Origin of the sequence: Okeania sp. SIO2C2 (genome assembly GCF_010692625.1) — a bacterium.
In the GTDB taxonomy this organism is placed as follows: Bacteria; Cyanobacteriota; Cyanobacteriia; order Cyanobacteriales; family Microcoleaceae; genus Okeania; species Okeania hirsuta.
In genome coordinates this window covers 113026-134679 of the sequence record NZ_JAAHGM010000002.1, presented here as the reverse complement: position 1 = coordinate 134679, position 21654 = coordinate 113026, and the positions used below count along the sequence as shown (strand labels likewise).

The following is a 21654-nucleotide window of genomic DNA, read 5'->3' as shown; positions in this document are numbered from 1 at the left end:
GTGAATCTTTCGTATCCTTAGCCTCCTCTAATTAAAAGATTTATTTTCTGGAGATGTCTACTCAGTTAATAGCCTTTTGGAGGCAATAAATTAACTGAACAGGACTTACCGAATAATTAATAATTAATAATTAATAATTAATAATTAGGGCTTGCTGATTAATTATCAAAGTATTTACTGCTAATCGTTTGAGCGTTTTTTTGTTGAAAAAAGTACCACCTTTTCGGTGGAAAAAGCTCAAAAAGTGAGTATTTTAGGATGATTATGGCAGAAAAATTCAAGGACAATTTTTCCGACTACCTCTTCTAAATTTCCATTTCTCCTGTCTCCTGTCTCCTGTCTCCTACCTCTACTAAAAGACTAGTGAAGTGCAAACCCTAATTAAATAATTCACGCCTTGAAGTCTCCCCTTTTAAGACGGTTTTAACCAGAGGTAATTATCAATGAATGAAGCATAATCACCATATACAGTAGGGGTTAACGGCCGTCAACCCCTAGAATTGGTGTATAATTTCGTCTTTTGCGTAAGTCCTGCTGAAGTTGGTATAGCAGTGAACAGCAGTGCGACCCCACATCAGCGACAGACGCACCTGGTAGCCCACCAAGAGAGAGAACAGTGGCAAAAGCTTTTTTCTGTCTCAGGTTCATCATTAACATAAGTCAAACACCAACTCGTTTCTTTCAAATTATCGCTTTTACCATTTTCTCATGGTTTGACATCAACTTGTATAGTAAGAAACAGACAATAAGCAAAAGTTGTGAAGTTCCTAAAGGGTTAGCATTTTTGCTTCATCTTGGGAGACTACAAAATCGTAGCCGATCGCCGATACGGCGACAGAAGTCTTAACACAGCGCCATCAGATCGCATCTGAGTAGTAAACCTAGCACCCCTTGGTATAGTAGGAAACAGACAATAAGCAAAAGTTGTGAAGTTCCTAAAAGGTTAGGATTTTTACTTCATCTTGGGAGACTACAAAATCGCAGCCGATCGCCGATACGGCGACAGAAGTCTTAACACAGCGCCATCAGATCGCATCTGAGTAGCAAACCTAGCACCCCTTGGTATAGTAGGAAACAGACAATAAGCAAAAGTTGTGAAGTTCCTAAAAGGTTAGGATTTTTACTTCATCTTGGGAGACTACAAAATCGCAGCCGATCGCCGATACGGCGACAGAAGTCGTAACAAAGCGCCATCAGATCGCATCTGAGCAGCAAACCTAGCACCCTTTGGTATAGTAAGAAACAGACAATAAGCAAAAGTTGTGAAATTCCTAAAAGGTTAGGATTTTTGCTTCATCTTGGAAAACTTCAAAACCGCACCCCTTAATGAAGTCAGAACTCAGAAGTTAACCCACCCCTAACCCCTCCGGTGCAGGAGAAGTAGGGGATTTGAGCTTCGCTCCAAAAATATTTCGCCATTTCCCGGGGGGAAAGAATTAGCCCTACATTTCAAAGGGATGACAAAAAATAAAGTTCAATATTTCAAAATTTCAAGCCTCTGACTTCAGGTACTGATAACTGATAACTGATAACTGAAATGACCAGAACAACATTGATGAAATGAAAAGTAATATTACTAATGTACAGAAAATTATAAGTAAAATTAAGTTTTATAACTACAGCCTTGCTTTTTAACTAAGTTAGACTTTATAATACAAATTACAGACATAACTATTAAATCTTTTTGAACTCTGCAAGCAAGCTCTCAACATTATATTAAACTTACGAAATTCTAACCTACCAAAATTAAGGCAAAGAAAGGGATAATTTTGTAGCTTTCTATATGAAAGAGCTTGGACAACTAATCAAGAGCATCTAACCACATGATCTGCCTTTCATAAACTCTGCAATAATGGCTAAAAGTAGAAAATGTAATTGATCTTAAAGTAAATCAACTTAGATTTGGAATTAAACAACTATATTCAATGTTGGAAAATAATTCTAAATCTATAGCAAGGAACGAGTTAGTTAGGAAATAGATTGATGATGAAGCTGAGACAGAGAAAAGCTTTTGCCACTGTTCCCCGTTTCCTGCTATAGCAGTTTCGTCAGACTAAGACGAAGCCAATAACTTATTATTTAAAAAGGAGAATGCGATCGCATGGTTTCCTCATTTGAAAAGAAATTGAATCAACTTAACGACTCTGTTGTAGAAGTATCATTGTCTGAAACAACTAACGCTCAGACAACTTCTGTAGCACCTTCTAACACCGCTACAGGAATTTATGTAACTATCCACGGTCACTTCTATCAACCACCAAGAGAAAATCCTTACCTAGACGCTATCGAACGTCAACCTAGTGCAGCTCCAAACCATGACTGGAATGAGCGAATTTTACACGAATGCTATCGCCCCAATGCTTTTGCCAGAATCTTAAGCGAACAAGGAGAATTGGTGGGGATCGCCAATAACTTTGAATATCTGAGCTTTAATATCGGTCCAACCTTAATGAGTTGGTTAGAGCGTCACGATATGGAAGTCTATCAAAAAATTATCGAGGCAGACCGCAAAAGTTGCCAACGACTAGATGGACATGGTAATGCGATCGCCCAAGCATACAACCATATCATCTTGCCCCTAGCCAATGAACGAGATAAATACACTCAAATTCGGTGGGGTAAAGAAGACTTCCGCTCCAGGTTTGGTCGCGATCCCGAAGGAATGTGGCTAGCAGAAACGGCGATCGACTATCCTACCCTAGAAGTGTTAGTCGCAGAAGGGATTCGTTTTATCATCTTAGCACCTTCCCAAGCAGAACGTTGTCGCCCCTTCCCAAACTCAGAAAACGAAAATCCTGAATGGATAGAAGTAGGTGGCAGTCAAATTGACCCCACCCGGCCTTATCGTTGTTTCTTACCAAATAACAGCGATAACTCCACAGAAATTCCATACATTGACATCTTCTTCTATGATGGTCCAATATCAAGAGATATGGGCTTCAACGATGTCCTAAATAGTTCCCACAACTTTGCCGGACGATTAGGCCAAGCTGTACGGGGAGACCACCGACCCTCCCAATTAATTTCTGTTGCCACTGACGGCGAAACATTCGGTCATCACAAAGGTGGTACAGAAAAATGCCTTGCCTATGCCTTCTTAGGAGAATTTCCTCAGCGTGACTGGAAAGTAACCAACTTTGCTCATTATCTCAGCATTAGTTCCCCTACTTGGGAAGTTGTTTTAAAACCAGTAACAGCTTGGAGCTGTTCTCATGGTGTTGACCGTTGGCAAGATGATTGTGGTTGCGGTGGTGGAGGCACCTGGCATCAAAAATGGCGCAGACCATTGCGAGATTCACTCAATTGGCTCCGGGATCAATTTGTAGACATTTACGAAGATTTGGGTCGTCACTTCTTCAACGATGTTTGGGCAGCACGAGATGAATACGTTAAAGTAATTCTCGACCGCTCTATTACTAACATTAATAATTTCTTTTCCCAGCATCAAAGTCATAACTTAACAGAAATAGAAAAAGTAGATGCTTTGCGTTTACTAGAAATGCAAAGACATTCACTATTAATGTTTACAAGTTGTGGCTGGTTTTTTGATGAAATATCCCGACCAGAAGGTACTCAAATTCTGCGTTATGCAGCTAGGGCAATAGAATTAGCAGAGGATGTATCAGGGATACAGCTAGAACTTGAAAAAGAATTTATCGGGCGACTTGCTTTTGCCCCCAGTAATGTAGAGTTGTTCAAAACAGGTGATGAAGTTTATCGACAATTAGTTGCTACAGCTAAAATTAGTTTAGAGCAAGTAGCAGCTCACTACGCCATTAATTCTTTGTTTACTACTTATACTCGCGAACAGCGAATTTACTGCTATAACGCCAAGCAACATGATTATCAAATGCGACGCATGGGTAATCTAAGCCTAGCAGTTGGTCAGTTAGAGCTAGTTTCAGAAATTACACTAGAGTGTAAAAATTTTGTATTTGCTGTACTGCATTTGGGAGGATGGGATTTCCATTGCTGTATTCGACCCTTTAGCGGACAAATAGTTTATGATAAACTGAAACAAAAGCTATTTGATGCTTTGCAGGAAGCTAGTATAGCAAATGTGATTATGACTATGAGCGAGTTATTTGGCGAACATTCATTTAGCCTGAAGGATCTATTTGCAGAGGAACGTCAACGAATAATGGGGCTACTGAGTCAGGAAACTCTCAATCGCCTGGATCAATTGTATAGTCAGGTGTACCGAGATAATTATAGCATAATGATGGCTTTCCACCGAGATAATTTACCTGTACCCCAAGAGTTACAGGTAGCTGCTGAAGTGGCATTAGGTCATAAGTTCTTAACAAGTGTACGGGGGTTAGAAGCGGAAAGTAGTGATGGAAAATTGAGCCAGAATCATTTGGCTGATTTAGAAGCTCTTGCTACTGAAGTAGGTCAACAGCAATGTCGGTTCTACAACCTGGAAGTTAAAGAAGCTTTAGAAAGGTTAATTGTTAGTTCACTCCGGCATATTTTGCATCAGAATGAACATCATCATGTAGAAGAAGATGTCTACAACTTAGAGCGAATTATTGAAGTAGGCGATCGATTAAATCTAGGTTTATCATTAATTAATGCTCAGGAGATATATTTCCAATCTCTGGAGAATCATATTGTACCTCTGTGTTTAGGTTATATTCAAAGGCGAAATAATGCTGAAATACAAACTAATGGTATAAAGGTAGGAGAAGCTTGGGAATTGCCTCAAATTAGCAAGTTATTACAATTAGGTAAGAAGCTGGCCATTGATGTGGATCAATGGCTGAATCAATTGTATTAATATCGTTTCTTTTTCACAGTAGAACTAAACTCTCTCCTTTTTCGGCTAAGGTGTGCATTAGTCGCATTTTTCTTAGCATCTCGATTGATTTTGTTATGTTAGGTGCAAAAGCTGATTAGGAGGGAGTTTTGGACAATAAATAACCCGAAATCCTCTCTATAGCTAAAACTGGAGCGTTGCATCATCATGGGATGATTTTGATATCTGTCAAAAAATTTGTTTTAACCTATCAACATTTTCAGATAGGTGCAAATGTGATTATCATCCCGCAATTATGCAATGCCAACGATCAAAGGAGTCATTCATATCTGGCAGTGAAGAAAGCAAAGCATTAGACGGGCAGTATTCAAACCAGTGACCTAAGACGTCATCCATAATAGGTGTATTTACAGCACTTTCCAGGAGAGTGAGGTACAGTAACAGTAATGATTGAATCAGTCAAATAATGTCTCATAGGCGATCGCTAAAGTCAAAATCAGAACTTAGTGATTTGGCCAAAATTAAATTTTGATCAATTATTAAAAATCTCATTTCTGTTCCTATATATGAAAGCTTATTCTCTCGATCTGAGAAAAAAAATTATGGAAACTTATTTGAATCAAAAAAGCTCAATTCGTCAACTGGCTGTTCGTTTTCAAGTAGCGAAAAGTTTTGTGCAAAAACTAATCAACAGATATACGTATGGCAGGTCATATAGATGCAAAATCTGATCGTCCAGGTCCAGGTCATAAATTAAAAGGTTCTCAAGAATTAATCTCAAAATTAGTTCCAGAAAAACCAGATGCTACTTTCAGAGAGTTATGTTCTAAAATTCAAGCTAAAACAGGAATAACTTTCAACAATTAATAATTAATAATTAATAATTACCTCTCCTTGAAAACAAGAGGATTGACTAAAAGGAAAAATTTTTTTCTTTTTTCCCCTGAAAAGAGGAGGCGCATACCCACAATTTCTCAGTAAGTAGCTCTACTCTGTGTGTTGAACTGCAAAAATTCAACTTGACGCGAAAAAAACTTTTCGCACAGCTCAAGCAGGAACCACAAAAAATCTGGAAAAAAGGCTTGATTATGGGGAAAACGTTCGAGATATCCAGGCAAAAAACCTAGTTTTTTTAGATGAAACTGCTATAAATTTAGCCATGACTAGAACCTATGGCCGTTCTGCCAAAGGAAATAGAGTTTATGATACTCGTCCCGATGATGCGAGGAACAAACTTAACATTAATTGGTACAATTTCTTTGTCTGGTTTTTCTGGGATGATCACCATTGATAGTGGTACAATTCAACAATTAATTATTAATAATTACCTCTCCTTGAAAACAAGAGGATTGACTAATCATGAAAAATTTTTTCTTTTTTCCCCTGAAAAGGGGAGGCGCATACCCACAATTTCTCGGTAAAAATGTTTTTCAAGTTTTTATTGAACAAGTTTTATTACCTAATTTATGGCCAGGTGCATATTTGGTAATGGACAATTTACCAGCTCATCAAGTTGAGGAAATCAGAAATATAATTGAAGAAGCTCCGAATAAAAGTGCTATATCTTTCTCCATATTCTCCTGAATTTAACCCAATTGAAAATTGTTGGTCAAAAATTAAAGAATATTTGCGAGGGGTTGCGGCTCGTACTAGAGATGATGCTCGAAATAGCATTAATGGAAGCAATTGAGCAAGTGACTTTAACTGATATGAGAAATTGGTTCACTCATTGCTGTTACTGTACCTCACCATCCTCAAAACTGCTGTAAATTGTGCCTTTAGTGTAACAAATACAAAACTTCTCAAGCTGTTGCTGGCTGAAATCAAAAAAAGTCCACCTCAAACAAGAAGTGGATTTATTTTTTTTGTATTTGATGAAATTGAAATTAGGATGCTACATAGTATTCTTGGGGTTGCACATTAAAGAATGATAATAGATTTTAAACTGTACATATATTGAGGAAAGAATTATCCAAAAATATCTACTTTCGGATTTTATCATCCCTGATTGTGCAACGCCGTATTCTTCCTTAATATTTCAACAATGGAAATTGAAAACACACTAAGGATATAACCAAAATTAAAACAATTGTCCAAGGAGCAAAAATAATACTCAAAAATAGACAAAGTAATGCTATCCCTGCTGTGACTATTTTGACAATCTCTTCAGTAGTATTGACATAAACATAAACGGCAAAGAAACAAATGATGAGACTCATCAATGAAGTCGAAATCATTACAACTACCTCAAATAATAGTAGTACGTTCCTTCGGGATAGATGATTTTGCTGAACTTACTAAAAGTAACCCATGCAAGATTGAAGCTTTATCTAGAACCTTGTTGAAGATAGGTATTTAAGTAAGTTTTTCTTTTTAGCTAATATTTCTAGCCCCTACTTCCGTCTTCCTCAAGCTCTTGGTTAATCAGCCAATCTACACTGTGGGAAAGATGAACGATGGATTTTGTTATTCAGCCTAGTATAGCTTTTTATTAAAGCATTGTCAAGAAAATAAATATTTATAGCAGGGAGTAGGGAGTAGGGAGTAGGGAGTAATTATATAACCTGACTCTATATGACTCTTAGAAAAAATATACTTAAAATGAGTAATTGTATCCATCTCGTCTATAGACCGGTTGGATATGGTTTCGAGATACAGACAAAATTTGATCCCCCTCTCGGATATCAAAGTTGCCTTTGCTTGTCACAGTTTTCATCCTGACTGCTTTTAACCCAGAATTTTGGCCTTTGACGACATTGATCATATCCCCTGTTTTCCAACCTGGTACAGGTTTTTTTGCTTTGTCACCAATTTTAGGAAAACCATATTTATCCATCTGTACCATTTGTCGGCAACCATGTCCCATTGCTGTGACGACCAGGGGTTGAGAAGTAAATATTGTTAACTTTTCAATTTCACCAACGCCAGCAGCATCTATCCAATGTTCTTTTGGCAAATTCAACCGACAACGGTTATATTTAGTACCAGCACCACTACCGGTAATCACACGCAAACCTTTTGCTTTTAAAGTTTCAAAGATTTGAGTGTAGGTTGAGTTAACCGCAGCAGCATCTTTTAATGGCGTTTTGGCAACCTTTAGAACATGAGCTAGTATAGACGGTTTATTGCTGTTGCTTCATCGGAACCATAAACCATAGAACCATCAAGAAACGCCGTAATTTCGTTAATCTGTTCACGGGGGTTTGTGGTGCCAGTGGCAGGATCGAAAATAGAACGGGTTAAGGGGATAGTTTGAGTTCCTGTTCCAAAAGAATCAAAATCTGGATCGCCTGTAGGAACTGGAATAGGAAATGAGTCCCCTGAAGAATCGGCTTCCGTTAAATCAATGTCATGATCGATAAATTGTCCCCACTGCCAAAACCAGTCAGAAAGTTTAAAGTCGTTGGCAATAGATTCTTCTCCTTGATCGGCGATCGCATTACTGACTGCCCGCGCACTAGGAAGTTCTAGGGGTGTCGTTAGTCCACCATCTCTTGGTTCAGATAATCCATCTTCGTAAGCTTCAGGACCTAAGCGTAATAATTGAGTATATCGAGTGCCTTTTTCTGTTGCACTACCAAATTCAGGGTTTTGAAGATTATTATTTAAACCATTAATAGTGCGAAAGGTATTTTCGGCAATAACATCATCCCAGAGCAAATCATAGGTATTCCCTGAAAAAGTACCATCCCCTGAAGTAACTTGGATATAATAAGTTCCTGCTTTGTCAACAGTAAAATCAATTATTTCATTATCATCTAGAGAATTTGAAGAGGCAATTTCATTTCCTGTTGAATCAAAAAGAAATAAATCAAGATTTCCTTCATTATGGTTAAAGGTTCACTCGACAAAGATATCTAAAGAGCCTTCTGTGGCTTCAATTTCATAAAAGTCATCATCTGAAGCCACTCCCAGCCCATCAATGTCGCTCAGAAGAGTCTGTTCATTCTCTTCCAAATTAAAAGCTTGTTGAATACTATTATTTTGTTCGTAATTATCGTCCATTTTTGCACCCTATAATAATGTTGATTGGCATCGCCAAGATTATATACCACATTCTATAGAATTTGCGTAGCATTCCATAGAAAAACAATCTCTAATACCAAGCGTGAAAAAAGAATGTTACAAATAGTCAGAGAAATAAAAAGACAAATGTAGGATATGTCCTTTGACAAAGCGGTCGTTAGCGCAGCTTCCCGTAGGATGGGATGGCGTACTTCGGAGCGGCTCTGTCACTCTTAGGGTCTCCTCGCCATATCCAATCGACCAAGAGAGCGGTGCGACCCCGCGACGACGCCAGCTCGCTTGCGGAACGCGCACCAAGAGAAAAGAATGATTTCCGACCTGAAAAATGGTATTGAAGCAATTCATTCTGACTCGGTCCTCCTGACTTCCCCTCCCAGGGGTTATATTAAATCCGTTTAATTCGGTATAAAAAAATGTTCCATCTTCAACCATTACCAAATATCTCCCCATCTCTCACACTCCCCACACTCCCCACTAATTACACCGATGCTACCGGATTTGATATTACGGGTGGGTTGACTCCTAAGAAACATCCTAGCTATTTGTCGCAAATATTTATTGATTTGGTATAATATGAAATCCGGTTATACAGTTGTCGCACTCTATACTTCTATTCAATGCAGACATAAAATGCCGGAATATCCCCAGATAATTCCCACTCTCATCCTTCCTTTATCCTTTATCCTGACTTCTGAGTCCTTTATCCTGACTCCTAAATGATACGATAACTAATTATCCGGATACTATATCAGTCCAATACTCTTAATTTTTGCCCAAACTACCTCGCTGCATTTGCTCTCTTTCTATAGCTTCAAATAAAGCTAGAAAATTTCCTTCACCAAAACCTTGAGCTTGCATTTGTTTACCATTCACCCAAGCAACCCTGCGTTCAATAAACTCAAAAAATACAGTTGGTTGAGGAAAAATGGGTTTGGTGAAAATTTGCAGTAACATTGCTTCCGGTCTCATTTCCTGCCAGTCTAGCAAAATTTGATAATCTTGAACTTTTTGCCAGTCAACTTCCGGTAAATAACTTAATGCTTTTGTTTGCAGTTGAGAGTAATATGTTGCCGGAACCCGCAAAAAACCCAAACCACGGGATCGCAAATCTCCTATCACCTCCAAAATATTCTCTGTCCGTAAAGCAATATGTTGTATCCCCGCACCATGATTAGCATCCAAAAATTCTTGAACTTGAGAATTAGCAGATGCAGGTTCATTAATGGGAAATTTCACTCCACCATCTGGGTCAACCATCACTTGACTGCGTAAAGCAGATTTATCTGTTTGAATTTCAAAGCTTTGCTGAGGTTGAAATTCTAGAATTTGATGATACCAGTCGAGAGCAGATTGTAAATTATCCTCAGCTACATTCAAAACTACATGATCGATAGCTACAATATTTGTAGAGAGTTGAGAAGTAGGATGTAAAATTTGTGCATCATCAATTTTTTCAACTAGAGTATGACTTATATCTCCCCATCCGGAAATTTTGGCCCATCTCAAACCCTGTAAGTCTTGCTGAATAGGTTGCAAAACTTCTGCTCCATTCGCCGCAGCTTTGGCCACAACTGAGTTAAGGTCTCGAACCCGAAAAGCAACATCACCTACTCCGGGAGGATGTATCCTGAGAAAATCAGCAACAAAATTTTCTGATGTGATGGGAGAGGATAGGGCAAAATATACTCGACCTCTGTTGATAATTTCCTTATGAGTATGTTGAGTGGTTTCAGAGGCGATCGCTTTAAAGCCTAATTTTTCAATAAACCAATCTCGTGACTCCATTGCATTTTCAACGTAGAAGTGAATGTGATCGAATTCCATAACCAACCTTTATTACTGATGAGCCTAAATTCTTTTCTTTACCGAATAATTAAGGTTTAAAGCCTCTCTCTCCTTTAAAGGAGAAACAATGAATTAATTTTCCTTTGAGTCTTACCTTTTCTTTTCCAGGAGAGGTAATTATTAATTATTAATTGTTAATTATTAATTGTTGAAAGGACTTACGCAAAGACACTATATATAGTAGATATAAACTATAGCACCATTGTATATATAGTGTTTTTGTTGGAAAAATGTGTAATACCAACTTGAAAAAAGAATGTTACGAATTAATTTGGGCAATTAAAATACTTTATAGGAGATGTCTCTTGGACAAAAAAGATAAATTCAGACCTAAAAACTGCTATTAAAGCTATTCCCATACGACTCGGTCCTCCTGACTTCCCCTCCACGGTCGGGGTTAGGGGTGGGTTGACTCCTAAGAAATATCCTAGCTATTTGTAGCAAACATTTATCAATTTGGTATAACTTCTGCTTTAAAAAAATAAATGACTGTCTGGCTGAATATTAATTTCCATTGGTACAGCTTGGGGTTCTGCATTGAGGGCAAACATTATTGCATCGGCAGCAGTTTCAGAACTTAGCATTTTTGAGCGATCGACCTTTAGGCTGACATTATCCCAGAAAGGTGTATTCACTCCTCCGAAATAGAAAAGAGTCACCTTAATACCATAGCGTCGTAACTCATCCGCCATACATTTACTCAAACCCACCAAACCAAACTTAGAAGCACAATATACAGTCCCCATGGCCATTGAATGTTTGCCGAGAATACCAATAACATTGCAGATATGGCCTGATTTTTGTCCTTTCATGACATTGGCAGCGGCTTGACAAGTATAAAAGCTACCTTTCAAATTCAGGTCAAGCATAATATCTAGGTCAGCAGGTTCAATTTTGTTCCATTGTTTGAGAATACCTGCTCCTGCTGCATTGATTAACACATCAATTTTGCCAAAATGGCTGGAAGTTTTTTCCATTAGAGTTTCTACTTCCTCTGGGTTGGTAATATTTGTTGGTACAGTAATAACTTGGGTAGTAGATAGTTGAGTGGCTAAACTGTCCAATCTACTGGTATCCCTGGCAGCTAAGACTAAGCTAGCACCAGAATTTGCAAGTTTTTCTGCCACTACTGAACCAATACCACCAGTAGCACCTACAATCACAACAACTTTATCCTGCATTAACTTTCTCTTTACATTTCTTTACATTCTCTTTTATGATATAGCTATAGTCAGAAAGTTTCATCCATAACTTTTAACTTTTACAGCATATTTCAGACTAATGTGGTATAATTGGTAGGCAGAATATTTTATCCTTGTTCACTACCCTAGTTCCCATCTTCCCCCTACTCCCTACTCCCTACTCCCTAAAACCATCAACATAAGTAGGGCTTGCTGATTAAATCTAAAAGTATTGACTGATATTGGTTTTAGCCTTTTTAGGGCCTTGAAAAAGTGCCTTGTATCACGTCTAAAACCCTCAAAAAGTTAGTATTTTAGACTCATAGTTGGGCAGAAAAATTATTCTTACAATTCTTACTCCTACCTCCTCTAAGTACCCCCTTCCTCCTGTCTCCTGTCTCCTGTCTCCTGTCTCCTACGCTCATCCATAAGACTTTTTCAGCAAACCCTAAGTACCTCATAACCCGCAGAAACTGCTGTAACTTTATCTCAAGCTTACAAACCAACGACCTTCTTCAGATTGATGCAACTTCAGCGAACTACACAACTCCAAATATTTGGGAAATTTTTTACTGGGTTGAAACCGCTTAATAGTTTTAGTAATTGGTCTACCATATAGTCGGTGAAACTCACTGCCGAGATTAGAAATAGGAACATAATTATTTGGAGATCCATCAATTAATTTACTCACAATTTTTACTAATACTTTTTCCATGATTTCCTGAGAAGTAATTTCAGAAATATCCGTAATATTGGTAGGTACTTCGCCATTATCTGTAGGAGGAGTTAAACTTTTTTGTTCCGGTTTAAACAAATTAAAAATACTGACATAAGTTTGGGATTTTTCCGACGGTTGATGAATTGCAAAATAAGCTGGATAATTGACAAATATTTGCCTAGACTTTTGGTCAGGAAAGTGATTCACAACTACATCTTTAAGATTGAGTTTATAAGTTTCTTTATACAACGCAGAAATTCTCGAAAATTTAATCCATTGTAGTCCTATTTTTTCTGATTCAGACCTGATTAACTCCTGTAATTGAATAATAAATGTGTCAAGAGTAGGTATGTCTGGAACCGAAATCGCATATACTTGCGACTCCCCTGTTTGACTATTTAAAACAGTAATTTGGTTTTTATATTTCCGTACTTGATACACAGTTAATCCATGAGATTGAAGAGTAGTACCCAGATGAGTTAATCCTCGATCTGAAGAACAAACTAAAACTTCTTTAGCTGTGGGATAATTGACAAAAATAGAAGCACCTACAGTTGCCATTTTCAAATCAGCACTATCCTTGCCAGGAGGAACATGAATTAATTGATAACCACGTTGATGAAATTCTTCATCTTTTTTTCCCATACTGCGCCAATTAGCAAAAGCAACCTTAATTTGAATCGGATAATTACAGATATCTACAAGAATTTTTTCTGTTTCAATATCAAGGTGTAAATTTTCTACATCTAACAATAAAATCGCCATACCAGACTCAACTAATTTAGTTCCATTTGTAGAGAAATCAGGAATATGAGAATTAGTAATTTTGTCTGATGAAATGATATTTATTTCTGGATAAATAAATCTATCTATCTGAGAAATTAAAGCATTATATCGATCAGAATTAATAAACTCGGGAGTCAGAAGAATTTGAAGATAATTTATGGCTTTAAGTTGTAAATCCTCCTTGGTTGCAGCACAAGAAAGCCCTTTTGTCAACTTATTAGTCAAAGTAGATTGATTCTTGGCATTATTCCAAGGAATGCTCTTGTACTTTGGATTTATCCATTCTGGATGTTGTTGTTGAATAGAAACGATCGTTTGGTAAATATAATTGCTAATGGCCTTAATAGCAGTAGCATTATTAGTCATCAGCAAACCAGAATTATCTGACATAGTCCATAAGCAATTAATGGTCACTCAATTTTGGATGATTCACAATTAGCTTGGATCCACCATTTTGAGACCTATAGCAAAGAACGAGTTGGTTAAAACATAGACTGACAATCGACCTTAGATAGGGAAATGTTTTTCCCACTGTTGCCTCTGTTGCTATGCGTGCCGTCTCTTGGTCGGCATTATCATGGCGTTCCCTTCGGGAATGGAGGGACAGGAAATCCGAAAAGTGCAGAGGTCATCCGCTTTTAATATCGGCGTTTCGGCTATCGGCGACATGAAAAGCTTTAGCTCCTCTGTAAGAGGCTAGCCGTTAACGTACTTGTACCCTAGCTTTTAACGGAGCTTTACCCTAGTAAAACGCCTGTTTCCGACAGCTTTCTTCTGCCACCGACGCGGGGTTGCATCACTGTTCCTTATTGCCTGTTGCCTGTTCCCTGCTATACACATATCAATAATCATTTGACATACTCCCGACGTTGTGCTTGAGCTACAACGTGGAATTCGCTAACATCGCTAGTAGGAGCTTTTTGCTTCCTCTGAACAGAAGAGCTACCCTAACATAGCACCTGCCTCCAAGAACCAACCTTTTCTGGTCTAAAGGCGCGCTCCACAGTATGTAGCCAATCTGACGGCTTTCCTAGAAACTGCTAGCCCAGCATCCTTATTAATTCTAACATACTATTAGGAAAACCGCAGCATTGATTAGTTTTCTCATCCCTCTGCTCCCACCCTCAGGAGAGTGCGGGTCTTCAAACAAAGTTGAGATCGGAGATCCCTAATAGTTTGACAATCCATTTTAATATGGCCACAGTCAATTTATGTTATGGAGTAAATACTATTTTTCTCCTCATACCAAATTCATTTCTAACTTGCATAGAATAATATCTCGATCGGGGTTGACTGTAGATCGAGATAGACAAGTTAATAAATTTCATAATTCTGTGCCACCTCACATAAAATTGGTATCACACCTAAAAGCTAACACCTAATACCTAATAACTAATTTTGTGCAACCTCACATAAAATTTGTATCACTACAAACTTGATAGTAAAAAACTGGGGGGTGGTATATACAAAGAGATACTGCGAACTAATTAGTTTGTCAGGCTACCTGAAGACCCATCCCGTATTGAAAAAATCACTATGAATTCAAACATGAAGCCTATAGAATAACTCAACGGTAGCGAAAGGGGCGTTGCTGAAGTGTCATTTCAGTTATTAGTTAGCCTCCTGCCGGAGGAACTGCGTTAACAGTATCTATGCAATAAGGAGGCTTGAAAGATAGAATATTCTCTTTCTCTTGGTCCATTGGATATGACGAGGAAACCCGTTCTTGCAGACCCGCTCCGAAGATCGCCATCCCACCCTACGGGAAGCTACGCTAACGACCGCTTTTTATCCCCTTAAAAGGGGAGGCGCATACCCACAATTTCTTGGTAAAATTGAAAAACTTATGTTTTGCGTTGATACTTAATCTAAAAATCGTTACCATTCAGCAACGTCGTGAAAAGAACTGAAAAACAGGGCAAGCACAACTATTATAGAAATTATAGAAATATTTGCCCAAAACTATTCAGACAGGAGTATTAAGAATTAAAATTAATTGAAATGAAACAAGAGTTAAGAAAAACCTTCCTCTCAAAAGTGAGAATATCCTGAAAATACATATCAAAAATTAACCGTGAATATCTCCATTAGGCATTACAGCGCCTTGCATTTGAGCACCACTTAAATTAGCTGTACTTAATTCAACCCTGGTTAAGATTGAGTCATTCAAACTGGAATTACGGAAATTTGCTTTTGCCAGATAAGCGTCAGTTAGGTCTGCTTTAGTGAGATTGGCCTGACTTAAATTGGCTCTGCTAAGATCGGCCCTCACCAAATTTACTTGAGTTAGATTTGCTTTGATTAACTGAGCTTTACCCAATTTTACGTCTGCCATGACCGCGCCAGTTAAGTTCGCTTCATTCAGCCGTGTATCCATTAATCCTGCTCTTTCAATTTTGGCATTAATTAAACTTGCCCCAGATAAGTTAACTCCTGCCAAATTAGATTCTGTTAAAAATGCCCCATCCAAAATTGTTTGAGCTAAGTTTGCTTTTGTTAATTTAGCACCTCTAAGTAAAACTTCACTTAAGTTTGCTCCTCTTAAATCAGCTTTTGTTAAATCTGCCCCAGCCAAATCAACACCACGCAAATCAGCTCCACGCAAGTTTACTCCTCTAAGATTAGCTATTTTATAAGCTCGCTTTTCATGGCGGAGATTTGCTCCACGCATATAAGCACCACGCAAGTCAGCACCCTGTAGATTCACTCCTCGCATATCTGCCCCACTCAGATTAGCATCAATTAAAGTTGCTAATTCTAGATTGGCCTGCCGAAAGTCTGCATTCTGTAAGTTTGCGCCATGAAGATCGACATCAGCCATTTTAACAGATTGCAAATTTGCTTGAGTTAGATATGCACCACTGAGTCTGGCAGTAATTAGGTTAGCACGTTGTAGATTAACTCGGTTAAGGAAGGCTAATACAAAGTCTGCTCCTTGAAGGTCTGCTCCAGAGAAATTTGCACCAATTAAATCTGCTCCATTTAACTGTACACCTTTAAGATTGATGCCATGAAAATCAGTATCTCCTGCTGCATATCTTCTCAGAATTTCACCACCACTCATTATAATTTTCCTTTCCTTACTTAAAAAATTAACTCGAAGTAAGAAGGAAGAGGGAATAAGGAAGAAGGTTTCTTAATTGTTTTGACTAAAATCAATTCTTACGTCTTACTTCCTTCAGGTTTTACTTCTTCTTTCTTACTTGTTTTCATCAAAATATTTTAGCATTCAATTGTTTGGGTCCAAGCAATTGATTTTTCTCCTAGTTTTCTACCATGAATTTTGATATTTTTCAGAGATTCTGATTTAAAACTAGCGATTTTTTTTTGCACTAATGAAGTTACCATTTCTTGATTTGGGATTTGCTCAGATTCTAGGATAAGATGTAGCCAACCATTTCTTCTACCAGCTATTATTTTAATTTCTTGTTGCTGAAGTAATTGATGAATTATTAAGGCAACTGCTTTGGGATTACCTTGGGTTGCTAATTCTAGAATTTTTTGTTGATTCTCATCAACACTTTCTTTTTTTTGTTCTAATTCTGTAGAGTTGGTATTGCTAGAATTACTGAAGTTAAGTTTTTTTCTTTCTTCTATTTCTAATTGTTTGAGGATTTCCTTGAATTTTGCAGACTTATTTTGTATATTACTAATTAAATTTTCTAAGGCTGTATATTTTAATGATAAACGTTGTTCTTCTGGCTCAAATTGTAAAAGGTCATTTAAAGTTTCTTCTAAGGAAATAAATTGTGTTTCTACAGTATCCATTACAGTATCTACTCTCTGATTTACCAATGTAGAAATTTCATGCTCTATTTCTAACTTTTGTTTGATTGAATCTAGGATATTTTTTCTTTCTATAGAATCTGTTTGCTCTTGGCCTTTACTATCTATTGTTGGTTCAATAGCGACAGAATTTACTATTTGTTGTGGCTCAATCGAATCGGTAATATTTTTTGCTTCTTGTTGATGATTACTTCGTTCTATTCTTTCTGCTTGGGAATTTTCAAATGAACTTATAGACGATGATTCTTGAGTAAAAAAATTACCTTTCTGAAAAGCACTGTTATTTTCTGTATTGCTGATTTTTTGCTCTGAATCTTCAACTTGTACTTGACTATTTGTAGGTAGGATAATTTCTGATGAATAGCAAGTACTTAAAGCATTGATAATTACATTTGCTACTTGAACATATTCATCTGGAGATTCAAAATTATTAGCCATACTATATAAAGAAGATTCTAAATCTGTAATAGATAGGCATAAATTAAATATTTGCCTGATTAGACTATCTAAGTTTTTTGTTTTCAGCAATAACCAATCTCTTTCCCCAAAATTAAATTGATGTTCTACTATTGAAAAAATCATAATTTTTGTCTTTAATGGATTAGTTCCTTCCATAATTTTTTGCCGGACATCAAACAATTTTCCAGGGTCTCTTTCATAAGATTCTTCTACTACTAATCTATCTTTAAGAGTTATTTGTTCACCTGAATCTCCCTGAATACCCCAAATGGGACTAGATTCCATAATTGTCATGTCTTCTTCTTCTTCAGGATATAGTTTACCTACAGTCTCAATAATTTTCTGTGCTAATAAACCATATTCTGTTTTTTTGTTAACTTTAGAAACTATTCTAGATAAGCGATGATCTAAGGTTTCTATATTTCCGGTTTTTTTATATAATTCTTCTATTAATTCCTTGAGATTAATTTCTTCTAATTTAGTTTCATCGTTTTCCCACCTGCCTTCGCAAGCACAATAGATTACTTTCTTAATTCTGATTAAATCTCCATCTTGTTTGAGTTCATTAACTACTGTATCTATGATTGAAAATGATTCCATACCTTTGATCCCTGAATAATCTGTAATTTTTTTCTAAGTTATTGAAAATTTAAAATGATTTACTGATAATAGTCATCTCTTAAACATCAGTTTGGGCAAAAAATAATACTCAAATTGCTGTTCATCAAAAATAGGATTTTATTGGATAATTCAAGATGCTGTGTTTGATTTAGCTATAGTCATGGATAATAATCAGCCCATTATAAATTATATAGTAGTCCTATTTTAGTTGTGCAGAAAATATCTCGAAATTAGGCAACAGGAGTAAGGCTTTTCACTTTTTGATCTACTATTCGATTGTTTACAAATTATTTAAACTACTATATTACTGTGGTTATAGAATTATTTGAAATACAAAAGTAATATAGTCATCAACTCTACTAGAATATCAAGTCAATTTGTAATTAATTCACTCACTTTGCTATAGTAGAAAATTATTAAGCTGTTCAATATTTAAACAGCTTATATCAATTTTGGGAAAGGGAACCAGATCGGGAAAGGGAACCAGATGGAGAGATTGGGAAATAGTCCGATTTAATATTGAAGTGTGGATAGAATTATAAACATATACTGTATAACCGGATTTTATATTAAACAGAACTTACACAAAGATACTATATATAGTAGATAAAAACTATAGCACTATGGTATATATAGCGTTTTTCTCGGAAAAATGCGTAAGTCCTGTTAAACCCAAAAGAAAAAGATAATTATCTTTTCTGTGGCGGGTTTAATACCCCACCATCAACGGGGGTGCTTAAAATTGTGTGGGGTTTGAATCCATAAGCAATTTTCCCTTCTGTCTTTCCTAGGTCATGCTACGCAAACAGCTCCCACTGCCTTCTGCCTTCTTCAAAAAGAGGTCTTAGATTAATAACTGTTAAAGCTATTGTCAAAAAAAAATTAATATGATATGGAAAACTTTAATGTAATAGTCATTGGTAGTGGCATTGGAGGATTAGTTGCAGGAGCAATGCTAGCCTACTATGGCAAAAAAGTATTAATTTGTGAAAGTCATGCTATTCCTGGGGGTGCTGCTCACTCCTTCTCCCGCCAAGATTTCCACTTTGACTCTGGCCCTTCGTTTTATTGTGGATTAGCTGACCCCAATAGTCTCAATCCTTTACAAAAAGTCCTAGAAATTTTGGGAGAATCTATTGAGACAGTTGTCTATGACCCTCTGGGACACTATCATTTTCCTGAAGGTAGTTTGCCTATCTATTCTGATGCGTCGTCCTACATAAAAGCTGTTGCTAAGTTCACAACTCAAGGTGCTGAAGAATTAGAACAATTTCAAGAGCATCTCTTGCAAATATATGACGGCCTTAAAGAAATTCCCACTACAATTTTAAGAGCTGATTTTTGGTTAATTCCTATTTTATTGGGAAAATATGGATTATCTTTGCTGAAGTTACTGCCTTCTCTCAGAGATATTGGGGGTTCTGTTGGGCAAATAATGGACAGATGGGTGCAAGACCCATGGGTACGTCGTTTAATTGACTTGGAATGTTTTCTCCTCTCTGGTTTAAAAGCTGATGGTACTGTTGCTCCAGAAGTGGCCTTTATGTTGGGAGAACGTTCTAACTCAGTTGTGGAATATCCTATGGGTGGTAGTGGTGCTATAGTTGATGCTCTGGTTAGAGGTCTAGAACGTTGGGGTGGTGAGTTACGCTTGAATACTCATGTGGAACAAATATTGATAGAGTCTGGCAAGGTAATAGGGGTGCGGTTGCGTGGGGATGAAGTTGTCAGGGCGAATATTGTAATTTCCAATGCTACGATTTGGGATACCTATACTAAGTTATTGCAATTAGAAGATTTACCTTTTTCTTACCGCGAAGCTGCTTTGGCGACTCCTGCTGTAGAAAGTTTTATGCACTTACATTTGGGTATTCGTGCTGATGGTTTGGAGGATTTGACGGGACATCATGTGGTTGTGCTGGATGGGGATGTTGATATTAGCACTCCTGGCAATACTTGTATGATTTCTATTCCTTCGGTTTGGGATGCTCATCTTGCTCCCCCCGGTCATCATGTGGTTCATGCTTATACCCTGGAATCTTTTTCTGGTTGGCAAAAGGATGACTTTTATCAACAACGCAAACGTGAAAAGGCTGAGTCTTTATTTTTGGCTTTGGAAAGGGTTATTCCTGATGTCCGACAACGTATAACTCTGGAGTTAATCGGTTCCCCTCTTACTCATGCTCGTTTTTTACGACGCGATCGGGGTTCTTATGGGCCTGCTATTGTTGCTGGTCATGGTAGTTTCCCTGGGCCTCATACTCCTATTCCTGGTTTGTATCGAGTGGGTGATAGTACGCTGCCTGGTATTGGTGTTCCGGCAGTGGCTGCTTCTGGGGTGATTTGTGCTAATACTTTGGTTTCTGTTTATAAGTCTTTGTCTTTGGTTTAGCTTCTTACTATTTAACTATCAGTTTAGCTGCGATCGCTTGCCAATTTGATTGAATAAAAAATCAAGAATAGGGGCGAGTTGCACCCAATAATACAATCCTACTAGGAAAAAAATCCCTTGTCAACTCCCTTTCCTATCCATGGCGCGGATTTTTTGGGAATGGTTTGGCTCATATTTTTTGAGTTGGTGGTTTGGGTTGAGCCAGCGATCATCATGATGATGCCTAGTATTATTCTTCGTTATCTTTAGGGGCAAATACCATTCGCCCTTATATGTAGAGTCTCTGCATAATACCATTTCTCTGTAACAATGCGCTTAATAATTCTGACCAAAACCTGAATTTTACTAATAGCTTTTATCTTTATATTAAGCGCAACTTCATGGAGAATTGGTATAAGTCTTTTTATAAGAGAGAGGAATGATCGCTTGCTAACTTGATTGAATAAAAAATCAAGAATAGGGGCGAGCTGCACCCAATAATACAATCCTACTAGGAAAAAAATCCCTTGTCAACTCCCTTTCCTATCCATGGCGCGGATTTTTTGGGAATGGTTTGGCTGATATTTTTTGAATTGGTGGTTTGGATTGAGCGAGCGATCCTGATGATGTCTGGTGTTAGTCTTCCAGTGATGTCGGCTGGCATAAGAATACTTTGGTTTAGTGTAGCTGTTTACTTTTTCAGCTATGGAGAGAGGGGCGATCGCTAAGTCATCTTTAGATGACTTCTGCTATACAGCCAAGAAATTTATTTCTTGACGGATGACATGGCGAGCCTTGGATTGAAATCCTTAGCTAATAGTTTAAGTCTTCTTTTGATGACTCTTGAGGAGTATGCCATCTTTTTCATCTTTTTACATTGTGGTTAATCACTGCAACTTGATATTAGACCACAATTTTGAGGAATCTACGTCAAAGAATTTTCCATGCTAGACAACTTGCTCAGTGGAAGCAGTGGCGATCGCTTTTGTAGGTAATGAAGCACGATAGGAGTTTATGCTCAGTTGCTTTTGTTGCGTATGTCGCAATAGGAGTTTATGCTCAGTTGCTTTTGTTGCGTATGTCGCAATAGGAGTTTATGCTC

At 37.4% G+C, this 21654-nt stretch carries 16 protein-coding genes, 2 pseudogenes and 1 riboswitch; of the genes and pseudogenes, 7 read left to right on the top strand and 11 right to left on the bottom strand.

All coding sequences use genetic code 11. The annotated features are described in order from the left end of the window. Positions 1-477: 477 nt before the first annotated feature. The gene (locus F6K18_RS01445; protein WP_287517948.1) at positions 478-651 is read right to left on the bottom strand and encodes a hypothetical protein; all 174 of its coding nucleotides are present in this window, start codon (positions 649-651) and stop codon (positions 478-480) included. A 1450-nt stretch (positions 652-2101) separates the two neighbouring features. Between F6K18_RS01445 and F6K18_RS01440 the strand changes: the two genes are divergently transcribed. From F6K18_RS01440 to F6K18_RS01425, 4 genes and pseudogenes are all read left to right on the top strand, one after another. Continuing rightward, positions 2102-4780: a DUF3536 domain-containing protein gene (locus tag F6K18_RS01440; protein WP_287517946.1), complete on the top strand. Its 2679-nt coding sequence runs from the start codon at positions 2102-2104 to the stop codon at positions 4778-4780. A 681-nt stretch (positions 4781-5461) separates the two neighbouring features. After that, positions 5462-5626 carry a hypothetical protein gene (locus F6K18_RS01435; RefSeq protein ID WP_161564302.1) on the top strand — a complete coding sequence of 55 codons (165 nt, stop codon included), beginning with the start codon at positions 5462-5464 and terminating at the stop codon, positions 5624-5626. Between the two features lie 292 nt (positions 5627-5918). Next, complete coding sequence (locus F6K18_RS01430; protein WP_287517944.1) at positions 5919-6050, top strand: hypothetical protein; 132 nt, start codon at positions 5919-5921, stop codon at positions 6048-6050. 68 nt (positions 6051-6118) lie between these two features. Next, a pseudogene (locus F6K18_RS01425) lies at positions 6119-6449 on the top strand (transposase). Between the two features lie 569 nt (positions 6450-7018). After that, positions 7019-7217: riboswitch (Glutamine riboswitch) on the bottom strand. 138 nt (positions 7218-7355) lie between these two features. Here the strand turns inward: F6K18_RS01425 and F6K18_RS01420 are convergent. The 4 genes and pseudogenes from F6K18_RS01420 to F6K18_RS01410 all read right to left on the bottom strand — a co-directional run bounded on the left by F6K18_RS01420 (position 7356) and on the right by F6K18_RS01410 (position 8764). After that, positions 7356-7766, bottom strand: coding sequence for a hypothetical protein (locus tag F6K18_RS01420; protein WP_287517941.1), 411 nt, complete (start codon positions 7764-7766; stop codon positions 7356-7358). 101 nt (positions 7767-7867) lie between these two features. Continuing rightward, positions 7868-8419, bottom strand: a complete 552-nt coding sequence (locus F6K18_RS01415) for a peroxidase family protein (RefSeq protein ID WP_287517938.1) — start codon at positions 8417-8419, stop codon at positions 7868-7870. 30 nt (positions 8420-8449) lie between these two features. Beyond that, positions 8450-8581, bottom strand: a pseudogene (locus F6K18_RS36315) (PPC domain-containing protein); the annotation flags it as partial. Positions 8582-8599: 18 nt separating this feature from the next. Beyond that, the gene (locus tag F6K18_RS01410; protein WP_287517936.1) at positions 8600-8764 is read right to left on the bottom strand and encodes a hypothetical protein; all 165 of its coding nucleotides are present in this window, start codon (positions 8762-8764) and stop codon (positions 8600-8602) included. A 434-nt stretch (positions 8765-9198) separates the two neighbouring features. On the opposite strand from F6K18_RS01410, the gene F6K18_RS01405 reads away from it, so the two are divergent. Next, positions 9199-9357, top strand: a complete 159-nt coding sequence (locus F6K18_RS01405) for a hypothetical protein (RefSeq protein ID WP_287517934.1) — start codon at positions 9199-9201, stop codon at positions 9355-9357. Between the two features lie 190 nt (positions 9358-9547). On the opposite strand, the gene hppD is transcribed toward F6K18_RS01405, so the two are convergent. The 6 genes from hppD to F6K18_RS01375 form a co-directional block, all read right to left on the bottom strand. Next, the gene (gene hppD, locus F6K18_RS01400) at positions 9548-10609 is read right to left on the bottom strand and encodes a 4-hydroxyphenylpyruvate dioxygenase (protein ID WP_287517931.1); all 1062 of its coding nucleotides are present in this window, start codon (positions 10607-10609) and stop codon (positions 9548-9550) included. 494 nt (positions 10610-11103) lie between these two features. After that, a complete protein-coding gene (locus F6K18_RS01395; protein WP_287517929.1) occupies positions 11104-11811 on the bottom strand; it encodes an SDR family oxidoreductase in 708 nt (235 codons plus the stop codon). Positions 11812-12131: 320 nt separating this feature from the next. Next, a complete protein-coding gene (locus F6K18_RS01390; RefSeq protein ID WP_287517928.1) occupies positions 12132-12272 on the bottom strand; it encodes a hypothetical protein in 141 nt (46 codons plus the stop codon). 23 nt (positions 12273-12295) lie between these two features. Beyond that, entirely contained in the window at positions 12296-13705 is a 1410-nt protein-coding gene (locus F6K18_RS01385; RefSeq protein WP_287517926.1) for an NYN domain-containing protein, read from the bottom strand. Positions 13706-15383: 1678 nt separating this feature from the next. Then, positions 15384-16379 (bottom strand): pentapeptide repeat-containing protein, encoded by a 996-nt coding sequence (locus tag F6K18_RS01380; protein ID WP_287517923.1) that lies wholly within the window; start codon positions 16377-16379, stop codon positions 15384-15386. A 158-nt stretch (positions 16380-16537) separates the two neighbouring features. Continuing rightward, entirely contained in the window at positions 16538-18160 is a 1623-nt protein-coding gene (locus F6K18_RS01375) for a hypothetical protein (RefSeq protein WP_287517920.1), read from the bottom strand. A gap of 913 nt (positions 18161-19073) precedes the next feature. Between F6K18_RS01375 and F6K18_RS01370 the strand changes: the two genes are divergently transcribed. Further along, positions 19074-20573 (top strand): NAD(P)/FAD-dependent oxidoreductase, encoded by a 1500-nt coding sequence (locus tag F6K18_RS01370; RefSeq protein WP_287517918.1) that lies wholly within the window; start codon positions 19074-19076, stop codon positions 20571-20573. A gap of 506 nt (positions 20574-21079) precedes the next feature. Then, the gene (locus F6K18_RS01365) at positions 21080-21280 is read left to right on the top strand and encodes a hypothetical protein (RefSeq protein WP_287517916.1); all 201 of its coding nucleotides are present in this window, start codon (positions 21080-21082) and stop codon (positions 21278-21280) included. Positions 21281-21654: the final 374 nt, after the last annotated feature.